This window comes from Spirilliplanes yamanashiensis (assembly GCF_016863475.1).
Classification (GTDB): domain Bacteria; phylum Actinomycetota; class Actinomycetes; order Mycobacteriales; family Micromonosporaceae; genus Spirilliplanes; species Spirilliplanes yamanashiensis.
Map to the genome: position 1 here is coordinate 1 of NZ_BOOY01000013.1, position 13736 is coordinate 13736.

Genomic DNA, 13736 nt, shown 5'->3' on the forward strand with positions numbered 1-13736 from the left:
GTAGCCCAAGCGGGAGTAGCCCAAGCGGGAGTAGCCCAAGCGGGAGTAGCCCAAGCGGGAGTAGCCCAAGCGGGAGTAGCCCAAGCGGGAGTGGTGCGGGCAGTGGGAGTGGTGCGAGGGCGGGTGGTGCAGTGGCCGACATCGGTCGTCAGCGAGAGTCGTGACCAGAAGCGCGCGCTCTTACAGCGGACAGCGCTCGCACGTTGACGCAGAGGATCTCCGCCGCATAGGTGAAGCAGAAATGTGCAACTTGATGGTTGCGAACGATACGGCCGAGACCTGGTCGGCTGGCCAAGAGGACCGAAGGCCCGAAGGGATCACCGGGGATCAGCCGCCAACGCGATCGCCGCCAGGACGCCGAACGGGCCGCCCGGACAAGCGACCGCCGTCACCCCATGCGAAAAGCACACAGCCCTGACATCGCAACGAGCGTCGAGCGAACGACGACCACACGCCCTGACACGCCTGACAGCACCGACGAGACCTTTGAACGAGCCTGGCTTCCGAGGCCCTTCTCGACCCACTGGGAGCCGCTCGGCGACGCTCCATCGAGCGTCAGACCCACCCAGCGACGCCCCTCAACAGGACGCCCGCGGGCCACAACCACGCCCGCGAACAAGCCACCCCAGCAGGAGGCCAAGCCGCTCGCCACGAAGACTCAGCCGCCAGAGCCGACCAAGACGCGACCCTCCGCCGAAACAAGCCAGGAAAGCCGGCACCAGGAGGCCCACTACAACCGCAAACCCCAGAAACCACACCAACAACACCCGTAGCAATCAGCCCCACCAACCACTACAGCCGCTGTCACCACCCCCGAGAACGGCGATGGCCCGGACGCACCAGCGCCCAGGCCACCCCCAAATCCCAAAGATCACCCAGCAGGCCGAACCACGATCCGCCGGTTCGGCTCGACGCCCTCGGATTCGCTCTCCACCCCGGAGATCGCGTTCACCACGTCGTGGACGCACTTGCGCTCGAACGCCGACATCGGCTCCAGCCGCACCTCGTCCCCGTGCTCCTTGACCTTCTCCACGGCGTTGCGCGCGACGGCGCCGAGTTCCTTGCGCCGGTTGGCGCGGTAGCCGCCGATGTCGAGCAGGAGGCGGGACGGGGAGCCCATCTGGCGGAAGATCGCCAGGCGGGTGAGTTCCTGGAGCGCCTCGAGGGTGGCGCCGCGCTGGCCGACGAGCGGCTGCAGGCGGCCGCCGACGACCTCGACCATCGGGCGGCCCGAGGAGACCAGTTCGTCGATGTCGCCGTCGTAGTCGAGGATGTCCAGCAGGCCCTCGATGTAGTCGGCGGCTATCTCGCTCTGGCGGAACAGGTCGCTGTCCGTCGTCACCCCCTCGGACTCCTTCGCCTCCTCGGCGTCGTCGGTGGAGTCCTGCGGCGCCGTGTCGTCGAGGGTGTCCTCGACGGGCTGTTCGGCGTGGGGAGTGCTGGTGTCCGTCACGGTCTCAACTCCGTTATCTGGTCCGGACCCGCGGGGTCCGCTGTTCCCGGGCAGCGCCCGGGAGAGGTTTCGGGGTGCGCGTCAGCCCTGGCGTTTGGCGGGCGGCTTGGCCGTCGGGGGCTTGGCGCCGCCGGCGGGGGGTTTGGCGCCGCCGCCCTTCTTCGGGTTGGCGGGCTTCGCGCCGGGCTTGGGGGCGAGCGCCTTGCCGTCGATGACGGGCTTGGCGGGCTCGGTCTCGGCGGCCGGCTTGCGGCGGCCGAGGAGGCCGCCCTTGGCGGGCTGGACCGGCGACTTGGTGGCGGTGCCGTTGCGGCGGGACGCGGCGGTCGAGGAGCCGCCGGTGCGCGACGAGCCGGTGTTCGCCATGGGCGGCGGCGGGAACTTGCGCAGGACCCACTGCTGCTGGCCCAGGGTGAACAGGTTGTTCGTCACCCAGTAGATGATCACGCCGATGGGGAAGATGGCGCCGGAGACGAGCAGCGAGATCGGGATGCCGTACAGCATCAGGCGCTGGATCATCTTCTGCTGCGGGTCCTCGGCCCAGCCGGTTTTGAGGATCATCTGGCGGCTGGTCAGGTACGTGGTGACCATCATGATCAGGACCAGGACGCCCGCGATGATCTTCACGGTGGTGCCGCTGTTCACGCCCAGGCGGGTGAGCTCGTCGGCCGACGAGCCGAACTTGCCGGGGATGGGGGCGGTGAACAGGGTGGCCTTGACCGCGCTGGAGAACTGCTCCGAGGTCCAGCCGTACAGCTCGGGGTTCTTCGCCGGGTCGAGGCGGCGCAGCACGTGGAACAGGCCGATGAAGACGGGGATCTGCAGGAACATCGGAAGGCAACCCATCAGCGGGTTGGCCTTCTCCTTCCGGTAGAGCTCCATCATTTCTTTCTGGAGCGTCTCCCGGTCACCCTTGTGCTTGTCCTGCAGGGCCTTGACCTGGGGCTGCAGGGCCTGCATGGCGCGCTGCGACTTGATCTGCTTGACGAAGACCGGGAACAGCACGACGCGCAGCGTCACCACGAGGAAGACGATCGCGAGGATCCAGTCCCAGCTCGTGCCGAGGGCGGTGCCGACGCCGAGGGCATCCCACGCGGAGTGCCATTTCAGGAGGATCCATGAGATCGCCCAGTAGATCCAGTCGAGACTCAATTCAGCGCTCCTGATGCGTCGGCGGGCCGGCCGGGGACCGGGTCGTACCCGCCAGGGTGGAAGGGGTGGCAGCGCAGCAGCCGCCGGAACGTCAGCCAGGTTCCCCGCAGGGCACCGTGCCGCGTCAACGCCTCGAGGGCGTAGGCGCTGCACGACGGGTAGAACCGGCAGCGCGCCGGCATCGCCGGGCTCACCCACCGACGGTACGCGACCACACCGTGCCGGAGCATGCGGGCGGCAGGTGAGAGCCGGTCCGGGGTGTCGGTGCGGGCGGTCATCGCCGGCCCCCGGGCCGCGGGTCGGTGGCGCGGCCGCCGCCGTGGCGCGGCCGCCGGGCCGCCGCCAGCGCCGCGTCGAGGTCGGCTTCGAGCTGGGGGTACGCCTTCGCGTGCGCGCCGGGCTGCGCCCGGACGATGAGCGTGGCCCCCGGAGGCAGGGCCGGCAGCCGCTGCGCGACGAGGTGCCGCAGGCGGCGCTTGACCTTGTTCCGGACGACGGCGTTGCCGACCGCCTTGGACACGACGAAGCCGGCACGCGCCGGGGGTGTGTCCCCGGTGGGTGCCGGCTGGTCGGTGTCGGGTGCGGTGGGCAGGCTCAGGTGGACGACGACGGCGCCGCGCCCGGCCCTGCGGCCAGTGCGGAACCCTGCGGCGAAGTCACTCTTGCGCCGCAGTCGGTGCGCCGACGCGAGCACGGACGCCTGAGCTGCTGCCCCGACCGTCGCCGGTCAGGACTCCGAGGCCGACAGGCGGTCGCGGCCCTTGGCCCGGCGGCTGGCGAGGATGGCCCGGCCGGCACGGGTGCGCATGCGCAGCCGGAAGCCGTGGGTCTTCGCGCGGCGACGGTTGTTCGGCTGGTAGGTGCGCTTGCTCACGATCGGTCTCCGTCTTCGTACGGGGTTTCCAGAGCGGCCGGCGCTGGGCCGACTCTCCATGCTATCCGGCGGCCGGCACCCCGCGGGCGCGGCAACTACCTGGGACAGCGGACGAGGCCCACCTTAGCAGAGCCCGCCGGCCGGGCCGAACGACCGTACTGACCGCCCTCCGACCGGTCAACGAGGCACGCCGAGGGCCCTGACCTGCGGGGCGACCCGGCTGTGGACAACCCGGGACGCGGCGCCGCGGAGTCGGTTGTTTCGCGCGCCGCGCCCGACGGTGTGGACAGCGGTTGAACGGCGGTGGGCCGCGCTGTTAGCGTGCCCGTTTGCCGGTCGTCAGCGCAGGACACCCACCACCCCTGACCGGGGCAAAACCGGACGACGCAGTCAGTCGTTCGCACGGTGAGCCTGTTGATCGCGCCAGTTCAGGCTCCGGGGGGATGCCTGCCGGACGCCCGGCCGGAAGCCACGCATACGGTGAGTGCACAGGTTGTGGATAACCTGTGGACGCCCAGTCGTGTCGAGCACGACAGCGCCCGCGAAGGTGCTGGTGGGGGGTCGGGGAGCCGCGGTCGCGGCGACGCGGCGTGAAACGGCCGCCGCACGGACGGCGACCGGACGGCACGTAGCGATGGGGGTGGCGCGAGCGGTGGCCGACACGGTCGACCTTGCCGCGGTGTGGACCGCGGCGACGGACGAGCTCGCCGACGAGATCGTGTCGGCGCAGCAGCGCGCGTACCTCCGGCTGACCCGCCTGCGGGCGATCGTCGAGGACACCGCTCTGCTGTCGGTGCCGGACGCCTTCACCCGTGACGTCATCGAGTCCCGGCTGCGCCCGGCGATCACCGACGCGCTGTCGCGCCGGCTGGGCCGGGCCATCCAGGTGGCGGTGACGGTGCGCCCGCCCGAGGACGGCTCGGGCCGCCCGGGCACGGTGTACGGCAGCGCGAGCCCGCCCGCCGAGGAGCCCAGCTACCCGGCGCACTACGCGCCGCAGACCGCCTACGGGGCGCCGTCGTACCCGCCGCCCGCCCCGCCGCAGTCGCCCGAGCCGCCGCCGCAGCCGTACGCCGGCGAGGGCCAGTACGCCGGCGAGGGCCAGTACGCCGGCGAGGGCCAGTACCCGACGGGTCAGCAGCAGCTGCTGCCGCACCTGGGCGGCAACGTGCCGACGTACCCCCAGGGTGTGCCGCAGGCGCGCGACGGACAGGACGCGCTGTTCGCGGCGCCGGCCCCCGCGCCGGCCCGGCCGCCGGCGGCGGAGGCGCCGCGCGCCGAGCAGCGGCCGGACCCCCGCCAGGTGGCGGAGGAGATGTACCGGGAGTCGGCCCGGCCGGACCACCGCACGGGCAACGACCGGCGCCCGCCGCAGCAGCCGCACCCGGCGAACCCGCACCCGCAGGGCCCGCCGCCGGGTCAGTCGCGCGCCCAGGAGCCGCCGCGCGAGGACACCCTGCACCTGCACCCGGGCAACCGGCCGGGCGTGAACCCGTCGGCGCGCCCGGGCGGGGGCACGGACAGCGGGCCGGGCCGGTCGCCGATGGACCTGCGCGGCCGCGACAGCCGGGGCGGCGCCGACGGCAACCGGCTGAACCCGAAGTACATGTTCGAGACGTTCGTCATCGGCTCCAGCAACCGGTTCGCGCACGCGGCGAGCGTGGCGGTGGCCGAGTCACCGGCCAAGGCGTACAACCCGCTGTTCATCTACGGCAGCTCGGGGCTCGGCAAGACGCACCTGCTGCACGCGATCGGGCACTACGCCACGACGCTGGGGCACGCGCGTAGCGTCCGGTACGTCTCGACGGAGGAGTTCACGAACGACTTCATCAACTCGCTGCGTGACGACAAGACCAGCGCGTTCCAGCGCCGCTACCGCGACGTCGACATCCTGCTGATCGACGACATCCAGTTCCTGGAGAACCGCGAGCGGACGCAGGAGGAGTTCTTCCACACGTTCAACACGCTGCACAACGCGAACAAGCAGATCGTCATCAGCTCGGACCGCTCGCCGCGGCAGCTGGCGACGCTGGAGGACCGGATGCGCACCCGGTTCGAGTGGGGCCTGCTGGCCGACATCCAGCCGCCGGACCTGGAGACGCGCATCGCGATCCTGCAGAAGAAGGCCGCGCAGGAGCGGATGTACGCGCCGGGCGACGTGCTGGAGTTCATCGCGTCGCGGGTGTCCAGCTCGATCCGCGAGCTGGAGGGCGCGCTGATCCGCGTCACGGCGTTCGCGAGCCTGACCCGGTCCACTGTGGAACTGTCGCTGGCGGAGGAGGTGCTGCGGGACTTCATCCCCGACGGCGCCGGCCCGGAGATCACGGCCGACCAGATCATGGTGTCCACTGCGGACTACTTCGGGGTGAGCCTGGAGGACCTGCGCGGGCACTCCCGCTCACGGGTGCTGGTGAACGCCCGCCAGGTGGCGATGTACCTGTGCCGGGAGCTGACCGAGCTGAGCCTGCCGCGCATCGGCCAGGCGTTCGGCGGCCGGGACCACACGACGGTGATGCACGCCGACCGGAAGATCCGACAGCAGATGGCGGAGCGGCGGTCGCTCTACAACCAGATCGCCGAGCTGACGAACCGGATCAAGCAGAACACCTGAGTCACGCTCGCGTCACGCGCCGGTCCACAGGGTGTGGGCCGGCGTTTTTCATCGATTCACCGTCGTCCACATGTCCCCACAGGTTGCCCACAGGGTTTGTCCCCAGGCGTGGACATCGATTCCCCCAGGTGTGGACAAAGTCTGGGGATATCGATGTGGACGGGTACACAGAGTGAGGTCGTTGTCCACCGGTGCCGGGAGCCTGTGCGCAACCTGTTGAAGGTTCTGGGGACAACGGGACGGTAGCGTCTCGACGTTGTCCCCAGGCATGGGGAGAAACCCGGTGGATTACCGGTGGATGACCTGTGGGCAACGGTGGACAACCGCGGCCGGCGGCGGCACTGTGGATGCGCACCGGTGGTTGTACCCCGGTTCTCCACACCCAAAACACACGTGGATAACGTCCTGACCAGCGACAACGCCGGTTCTCCACAGAGTGCACAGCACCGATGAAGACGATGAGTCTTATCTCTTAAACAACAAAAACCAATCATCAGCGTTGGGGATGGTGTGGACGGGCCGGTCGCCCGGCCCCGCCGCACCATCAGTCAGAAACCAGCACCGGGGGCGGGCACGAGGCCCGAGCCCCGGCACCATAGAGTTCGATGGGGCGGCAGCCGTCCGCTGCGCCTGCGGCGCCGCACCCGACGAGAAGCGACCCGGAGGCAAGGCAATGAAGTTCCGAGTGGAGCGAGACTCGCTCGCCGACGCCGTGGCGTGGACGGCCAAGAGCCTGCCCAACCGTCCGTCGGTGCCGGTCCTAGCCGGGGTGATGCTGCGGGTGGCCGACGGCCGGCTGCACGTCTCCGGCTTCGACTACGAGGTCTCCAGCCAGGTCGACGTCGAGGTGCAGGCGGACGCCGACGGCGCCGCGCTCGTCTCCGGCCGGCTCCTCGCCGAGATCACCAAGGCGCTGCCCGGCAAGCCGGTCGACATCGCCGCCGTCGGCTCGCACCTCGAACTGGTCTGCGGCAGCGCCCGCTTCACGCTGCCCACCATGCCGGTGGAGGACTACCCGACCCTGCCCGAGATGCCGGCCGCCGCGGGCACCATCGACGCCGCCACCTTCGCCACCGCCGTCGCCCAGGTGGCCGTCGCCGCCGGCCGCGACGAGACGCTGCCGATGATGACCGGCGTGCGGGTCGAGCTCAACGGCACCTCGATCGCCATGCTGGCCACCGACCGGTACCGGCTCGCCATGCGCGAGCTGGAGTGGTCGCCGAACGACCCCGACATCAGCATCAACGCGCTCGTCCCCGCGCGCACGCTCAACGACACCGCCAAGACCCTCGGCCCGCTCGGCGGGCAGGTGACCCTGGCCCTCGCCCACGGCGGCGCGGGCGAGGGCATGATCGGCTTCGCCGGCGGCACCCGCCGGACGACCAGCCGGCTGCTCGACGGCGCGAACTACCCACCGGTGCGTTCGCTGTTCCCGAGCACGTCCAACGCCCAGGCGAAGGTCTCCGTCGCCGCCCTCGTCGAGGTCGTCCGCCGCGTCGCCCTCGTCGCCGAGCGCACCACCCCCGTGCTGCTCAGCTTCAGCGACGACGGTCTCGTGGTCGAGGCCGGCGGCAGCGAGGAGGCCCGCGCCAGCGAGGCCATGGAGGCCACCTTCACCGGTGAGGCGCTCACGATCGGTTTCAACCCGCAGTACCTGATCGACGGCCTGCAGAACCTGGGCTCGGCGACCGCGGTGCTGTCGTTCATCGACGCGTTCAAGCCGGCGGTCATCGCCCCGGCCGACGACGAGGGTGAGATCGTGCCGGGTTACCGCTATCTGATCATGCCGATCCGGGTAACCCGCTGATACTGGGCATCAGGAAGCGGAACCTTTCAAGGGGGACACCATGCAGCTCGGCCTGATTGGTCTCGGCCGGATGGGCGGCAACATGCGCGAGCGGCTGAGGGCCGCCGGGCACGAGGTCGTGGGCTACGACCACCACAAGGAGACCACCGACGTCGCGAGCCTCCAGGAGATGGTGGCGAAGCTGTCCGCGCCGCGCGTCGTCTGGACCATGGTCCCGGCGGGCGTCACCGAGGCCACCATCGACCAGCTGGCGGAGCTGCTCGAGCCCGGCGACATCATCATCGACGGCGGCAACTCGCGGTTCAGCGACGACGGCCCCCGCGCCGAGCGGCTCAAGCCGAAGGGCATCCACTACCTGGACGTCGGCGTCTCCGGCGGCATCTGGGGCAACACCAACGGCTACGCGCTGATGGTCGGCGGCGACGCCGAGCACGTCGCGCACTGCCAGCCGATCTTCGACGCGCTCAAGCCGGCCGGCCAGTTCGGCTTCGCGCACGCCGGCCCCGTCGGCGCCGGGCACTACTCGAAGATGGTCCACAACGGCATCGAGTACGGCCTGATGCACGCGTACGCCGAGGGCTACGAGCTGATGAAGGCGTCCGAGCTGGTCGAGAACGTGCCCGCCGTCATCAAGAGCTGGCGCGAGGGCTCCGTGGTGAAGTCGTGGCTGCTCGACCTGCTCGACCGCGCCCTGGACGAGGACCCCGACCTGGCCAACCTGCGCGGCTACGCCGACGACACCGGCGAGGGCCGCTGGACGGTCGACGAGGGCGTGCGGCTGGCCGTGCCGCTCAACGTCATCGCCGCGTCGCTGTTCGCCCGCTTCCAGAGCCGCCAGGACGACTCGCCGGCGATGAAGGCCGTCGCGGCGCTGCGCAACCAGTTCGGCGGCCACGCCGTCAAGCGCTGACGGCCGTTGTAGTTCCGTGTACGTGCGCCGGGTCGAGCTGATCAACTTCCGCTCGTACGAGCGGGTGGAGGTCGACCTCGACCCGGGCCCGTCGGTCCTCGTCGGCCGCAACGGGGTCGGCAAGACCAACCTCGTCGAGGCGCTCGGCTACGTGGCGACCCTCGACAGCCACCGCGTCGCCACCGACGTCCCCCTGGTGCGGGCCGGCGCGGCGAGCGCCGTCGTCCGGTGCGCCATCGTGCACGACGGCCGGGAACTGCTGGTCGAGCTGGAGATCGTGCCCGGCCGGGCCAACCGCGCCCGGCTCGGCCGCTCCCCGGTGCGCCGCCCGCGCGAGATCCTCGGCGCGCTGCGCATGGTGCTGTTCGCGCCGGAGGACCTCGAACTGGTCCGCGGCGACCCCGACCAGCGCCGCCGCTACCTGGACGACCTGCTGGTGGCCCGGCTGCCGCGGTTCGCCGGGGTGCGCGCCGACTACGACCGGGTCGTGAAGCAGCGCAACGCCCTGCTGCGCACCGCGTACCTGAGCCGCAAGGTCGGCGGCACCCGCAGCCAGGACATGTCGACGCTGGCCGTGTGGGACACCCACCTGGCCCGGCACGGCGCCGAGCTGCTCGCCGGGCGCCTCGAACTGGTCGCCGCGCTCGGGCCGCACGTCGCCAAGGCGTACGACGCGGTGGCGGCCGGCCGGGGCGCGGCGGCGATCGCGTACGCCGCCCGGCTCGGCGACGGCCTCACCCCCGACCGGCCCGCCCTGGAGCAGGCCCTGCTCGACCGGCTCGCCGAGCGCCGCGTCGCCGAGATCGAGCGCGGCACCACCCTCGTCGGCCCGCACCGCGACGACCTGGCGCTCACCCTCGGCGACCTGCCCGTGAAGGGCTACGCCAGCCACGGCGAGTCCTGGTCGGTGGCGCTGGCGCTGCGGCTGGCCGCGTACGACCTGCTGCGCGCCGACGGCATCGAGCCGGTGCTCGTCCTCGACGACGTGTTCGCCGAGCTGGACACCGGCCGCCGCGAACGGCTGGCCGAGCTGGTCTCGGGCAGCGCCCAGCTGCTCGTCACCTGCGCCGTGCCGGAGGATGTGCCGGCGGCCCTGCGCGGGGCCCGCTACGACGTCACGCCGGGAGAGGTGCACCGTGCCCCAGCAGCCTGACCGCCGCGCCCGCGACGCCGACGGCCCACCCGCGGGGTCCGCCGGGTCCGCCGCGCCCTCGGCTCGCAGGGGCGGCGCCGCCGCGGCCGCCCGGAAGACCGCTGCCGACGCCGCCGGCCCCTCCGCCGCGGCCGGCGGTGCGGCCAAGGGAGCCGCCAAGGGAGCCGGAAAGGGCGCTGAGGGCGTCCCTGGGGCCCCGGCGGGCGCGCAGGGTCCCGAGCTCGCCAGGGCCGTCCTCGACGCCGCCAGGGCCCGCAGGGACGGTCTGCGCCAGCAGCAGCGCCGCGGCGCCGGCGGCGGCGCGGGCGGCGGCCGCCGCCTGCGCGGCTACAGCGGTCCCGGGCCCGACCCGCGCGACCCGCAGCTGTTCGGCGCCGTGCTGGAACGGCTGATGAAGGCGCGCGGCTGGGAGAAGCCCGCCGCCGAGGCGACCGTGTTCGGGGCGTGGGAGCGCGTCGTCGGCGCGGACATCGCCCAGCACAGCCGCCCGGTCAAGCTCGACAACGGCGAGCTGACCGTCGAGGCCGAGAGCACGGCGTGGGCCACCCAGCTGCGCCTGCTCGCCGCGAAGCTGATCCGCAACATCGCCGCCGAGGTCGGCCACAACGTGGTCACCAAGCTGCACATCCACGGGCCGGCCGCGCCGTCGTGGCAGCGCGGCCCGCGCCGGGTGCAGGGCCGCGGCCCGCGCGACACGTACGGTTGAGCGGCCCCGGGCGGGTCAGGGCTGGCGGCGGCGGTCCGGCTGGTAGTCCGCGAACACCGCGAAGCCGCGGTCGGCGCAGCGCCGGTAGAAGCCGCTGAGCACGGCCAGCTCGGTGCGCGCGAAGCTCCAGTGCGGGTCGTTGCCGGAGTCGTCGCGCAGCGCCGCGAGCCGCTGCTCCAGCCAGCGCATCTGCTGGTCGGCGAGGCGCCCGGCGGCCACCGCCGCGCGCATGACCTCGCTGACGCTGGCGAACGTGACCCGGTCGCCGTACGCCCGGTGGCCCTCGACGAAGCGCTCCAGCCCGCCGGCGATCCACGCGCAGCCGTCGGGGTCGATCACCGGATCCTCGTCCTCGGCGGCGGCGTCGGTGGCGTACAGGACGCCGGTGAGGCCCAGCAGCAGGTCGACGAGTTCGGTGTACGCGGTCGCGCGTACCGAACCGGTCTTGGCGATGTGGTCGGCGAGCGCGGCGGTCGGCGCCGCGACGCCGGGCGCGTCGGCGGCCCGCCCGAAGTCGACGAACTCGGCGGGCGCGACCGGCTCGTAGAACCGGTCCGTGCGGGGCCAGTGCACCGCAACGTTGTCCAGGCCCATGGCCCCGCCACCTTTCCCACGCCGACCGTCGCCGGGGCCCTCGGCCCGCGCCGGGAGAGTACGACACGCAGCGGTCCGCATCCGCCACGCGGGGCGCCCGGAGATCCGCGTCGGCGTGCACAGCGCGCCATCTGCGGCGCACCGTGTCGCCCGTGGGGGGACTCGCGCCAGGACTGCTCGGGCCGCTACGGCAGTCTCAGAGGCGCGAAACAGGGTGCCGCCTCACCCACAGGTCGCTCCGGCGCAGTAGAATGGACGTCAGACCGGGAACGCTGCGGGTCTGCGTCCACCAGCGCCACACTGTGACGCTGGGTGGTCACGGACCGCGGCGTTTTCGCCGATCATGTTCCGCGGGTCACCGCGGCGACCGGCGCGCACGGCCCCGCGGCAGCTTTCACCCCGCGACGGCTGCTGCGCGCCTGCCGCGCGCTCCCGCCGTACGCGTGCCGCCGCCGTCGTGAGACGGTCCGGCGCGAGAGGGTGGCCGAGGGTGACAGAGAAGAAGCAGGAGTACGGCGCGGAGTCGATCACCGTGCTCGAGGGCCTCGAGGCGGTGCGCAAGCGCCCCGGCATGTACATCGGCTCGACCGGCGAGCGCGGCCTGCACCACCTGGTGTGGGAGGTCGTGGACAACGCCGTCGACGAGGCGATGGCCGGCTACTGCGACACGATCGACGTGGTGCTCCTGCCCGACGGCGGCGTCTCGGTCACCGACAACGGCCGCGGGTTCCCCGTCGACCTGCACCCGAAGCTGAAGAAGCCGGGCGTCGAGGTCGCGCTGACCGTCCTGCACGCCGGCGGCAAGTTCGAGGGCACGGCGTACAAGGTCTCCGGCGGTCTGCACGGTGTCGGCGTCTCGGTCGTCAACGCCCTGTCCACCCGCATGGCGGTGGAGATCCACAAGTCGGGCAACGTCTACCGGCAGAAGTACGACTACTCGAAGCCCGGCCCGCTGGAGAAGGGCGAGCCCACCGACCGGTCGGGCTCGACGGTGCAGTTCTGGCCGGACCCGGCGATCTTCGAGACGGTCGACTTCGACTTCAACACGATCTACCGCCGCATCCAGGAGATGGCGTTCCTGAACAAGGGCGTGACCATCCACCTGACCGACGAGCGCCCCGACTCCCTCGAGGACGGCGAGCCGCGCCGCGTGACGTTCATGTACGAGAACGGCATCGCGGACTTCGTCCGGCACCTGAACAACACCAAGAGCCCGATCCACAAGACGGTCATCCAGTTCGAGGCCGAGGCGAACGACGAGGGCATGGCCCTCGAGATCGCCATGCAGTGGAACGAGTCGTACGGCGAGTCGGTCTACACGTTCGCCAACACGATCAACACGCACGAGGGCGGCACCCACGAGGAGGGCTTCCGCGCGGCGCTGACGACGATCGTCAACAAGTACGGCGCCGAGAAGAAGTTCCTCAAGGGCGACGAGAAGCTCTCGGGCGAGGACATCCGCGAGGGCCTGGCCGCGATCATCTCGGTGAAGCTGGCCAACCCGCAGTTCGAGGGCCAGACCAAGACGAAGCTCGGCAACACCGACATGAAGAGCTTCGTGCAGAAGATCGCGAACGACCAGATCGCCGACTGGTTCGACCGCAACCCGGCCGACGCCAAGATGATCATCACGAAGGCGTCCCAGGCGGCGCGCGCCCGCATCGCCGCCCAGCAGGCCCGCAAGCTGGCCCGGCGCAAGTCGCTGCTGGAGTCCGGCTCGATGCCGGGCAAGCTGGCCGACTGCCGCTCGACCGACCCGACGAAGTCGGAGCTGTTCATCGTCGAGGGCGACTCGGCCGGCGGCTCGGCCAAGTCCGGCCGCGACAGCGAGTTCCAGGCCATCCTGCCGATCCGCGGCAAGATCCTGAACGTCGAGAAGGCCCGCATCGACCGGGTGCTGAAGAACAACGAGGTCCAGGCGCTGATCACCGCCCTGGGCACCGGCATCCACGACGAGTTCGACATCGCCAAGCTGCGGTACCACAAGGTCATCCTGATGGCCGACGCCGACGTCGACGGCCAGCACATCCAGACGCTGCTGCTGACGCTGCTGTTCCGCTTCATGCGCCCGCTGGTCGAGCTGGGCCACGTCTACCTGGCGGCGCCCCCGCTCTACAAGATCAAGTGGGACCGCAAGGGCGAGGACGCCCAGTACGCGTACTCCGACCGGGAGCGCGACGGCCTCATCGCCCTGCGCCAGCAGGCCAAGCCGAACAGCAAGCCGAACGACATCCAGCGGTTCAAGGGTCTCGGCGAGATGAACTTCGACGAGCTGTGGGACACGACGATGGACCCGGCCACCCGGACGCTGCGCCAGGTGACGCTCGACGACGCGGCCACGGCCGACGAGCTGTTCTCGGTGCTGATGGGCGAGGACGTGGACGCCCGCCGTTCGTTCATTCAGCGCAACGCCAAGGACGTGCGCTTCCTGGACATCTGACCTGGCGGGACGCGGTGTGTGCCACCGCGTCCCCCG

At 71.5% G+C, this 13736-nt stretch carries 12 protein-coding genes; 6 read left to right on the forward strand and 6 right to left on the reverse strand.

The window, feature by feature from the left end:
• Positions 1 to 871: 871 nt before the first annotated feature.
• The 5 genes from Sya03_RS09810 to rpmH all read right to left on the reverse strand — a co-directional run bounded on the left by Sya03_RS09810 (position 872) and on the right by rpmH (position 3479).
• Complete coding sequence (locus Sya03_RS09810; RefSeq protein ID WP_203937910.1) at positions 872 to 1453, reverse strand: Jag family protein; 582 nt, start codon at positions 1451 to 1453, stop codon at positions 872 to 874.
• 81 nt (positions 1454 to 1534) lie between these two features.
• Positions 1535 to 2605 (reverse strand): membrane protein insertase YidC, encoded by a 1071-nt coding sequence (gene yidC / locus Sya03_RS09815; RefSeq protein ID WP_203937911.1) that lies wholly within the window; start codon positions 2603 to 2605, stop codon positions 1535 to 1537.
• On the reverse strand, positions 2602 to 2835 hold the full coding sequence (yidD, locus tag Sya03_RS09820; RefSeq protein WP_203937933.1) for a membrane protein insertion efficiency factor YidD: 234 nt from the start codon (positions 2833 to 2835) through the stop codon (positions 2602 to 2604). The genes yidC and yidD overlap by 4 nt, the downstream gene beginning before the upstream one ends.
• Positions 2836 to 2879: 44 nt before the next feature.
• Entirely contained in the window at positions 2880 to 3299 is a 420-nt protein-coding gene (rnpA, locus tag Sya03_RS09825; RefSeq protein ID WP_203937912.1) for a ribonuclease P protein component, read from the reverse strand.
• Positions 3300 to 3332: 33 nt separating this feature from the next.
• The gene (gene rpmH, locus Sya03_RS09830) at positions 3333 to 3479 is read right to left on the reverse strand and encodes a 50S ribosomal protein L34 (protein ID WP_203937913.1); all 147 of its coding nucleotides are present in this window, start codon (positions 3477 to 3479) and stop codon (positions 3333 to 3335) included.
• A gap of 652 nt (positions 3480 to 4131) precedes the next feature.
• On the opposite strand from rpmH, the gene dnaA reads away from it, so the two are divergent.
• From dnaA to Sya03_RS30910, 5 genes are all read left to right on the forward strand, one after another.
• Complete coding sequence (dnaA, locus tag Sya03_RS09835; RefSeq protein WP_203937914.1) at positions 4132 to 6090, forward strand: chromosomal replication initiator protein DnaA; 1959 nt, start codon at positions 4132 to 4134, stop codon at positions 6088 to 6090.
• A gap of 673 nt (positions 6091 to 6763) precedes the next feature.
• Positions 6764 to 7897, forward strand: coding sequence for a DNA polymerase III subunit beta (gene dnaN / locus Sya03_RS09840; RefSeq protein WP_203937915.1), 1134 nt, complete (start codon positions 6764 to 6766; stop codon positions 7895 to 7897).
• A gap of 40 nt (positions 7898 to 7937) precedes the next feature.
• Positions 7938 to 8807, forward strand: coding sequence for a phosphogluconate dehydrogenase (NAD(+)-dependent, decarboxylating) (gene gnd, locus Sya03_RS09845; protein WP_203937916.1), 870 nt, complete (start codon positions 7938 to 7940; stop codon positions 8805 to 8807).
• Positions 8808 to 8823: 16 nt separating this feature from the next.
• Positions 8824 to 9960, forward strand: a complete 1137-nt coding sequence (recF, locus tag Sya03_RS09850; protein WP_203937917.1) for a DNA replication/repair protein RecF — start codon at positions 8824 to 8826, stop codon at positions 9958 to 9960.
• On the forward strand, positions 9944 to 10666 hold the full coding sequence (locus tag Sya03_RS30910; protein ID WP_239107277.1) for a DciA family protein: 723 nt from the start codon (positions 9944 to 9946) through the stop codon (positions 10664 to 10666). The genes recF and Sya03_RS30910 overlap by 17 nt, the downstream gene beginning before the upstream one ends.
• A gap of 15 nt (positions 10667 to 10681) precedes the next feature.
• Here Sya03_RS30910 and Sya03_RS09860 read toward each other — a convergent pair whose 3' ends face one another.
• The gene (locus Sya03_RS09860) at positions 10682 to 11260 is read right to left on the reverse strand and encodes a hypothetical protein (protein ID WP_203937918.1); all 579 of its coding nucleotides are present in this window, start codon (positions 11258 to 11260) and stop codon (positions 10682 to 10684) included.
• Positions 11261 to 11750: 490 nt separating this feature from the next.
• Here Sya03_RS09860 and gyrB point away from each other — a divergent pair, with 490 nt between their 5' ends.
• Positions 11751 to 13700, forward strand: coding sequence for a DNA topoisomerase (ATP-hydrolyzing) subunit B (gene gyrB / locus Sya03_RS09865; RefSeq protein WP_239107279.1), 1950 nt, complete (start codon positions 11751 to 11753; stop codon positions 13698 to 13700).
• Positions 13701 to 13736 lie beyond the last annotated feature (36 nt).

Bases quoted from the DNA above. Each gene is read 5' to 3' on its own strand.
- yidD (WP_203937933.1), bottom strand. From the start codon at position 2,835: ATGCTCCGGCACGGTGTGGTCGCGTACCGTCGGTGGGTGAGCCCGGCG.
- dnaN (WP_203937915.1), top strand. From the start codon at position 6,764: ATGAAGTTCCGAGTGGAGCGAGACTCGCTCGCCGACGCCGTGGCGTGG.
- gnd (WP_203937916.1), top strand. From the start codon at position 7,938: ATGCAGCTCGGCCTGATTGGTCTCGGCCGGATGGGCGGCAACATGCGC.
- Sya03_RS09860 (WP_203937918.1), bottom strand. From the start codon at position 11,260: ATGGGCCTGGACAACGTTGCGGTGCACTGGCCCCGCACGGACCGGTTC.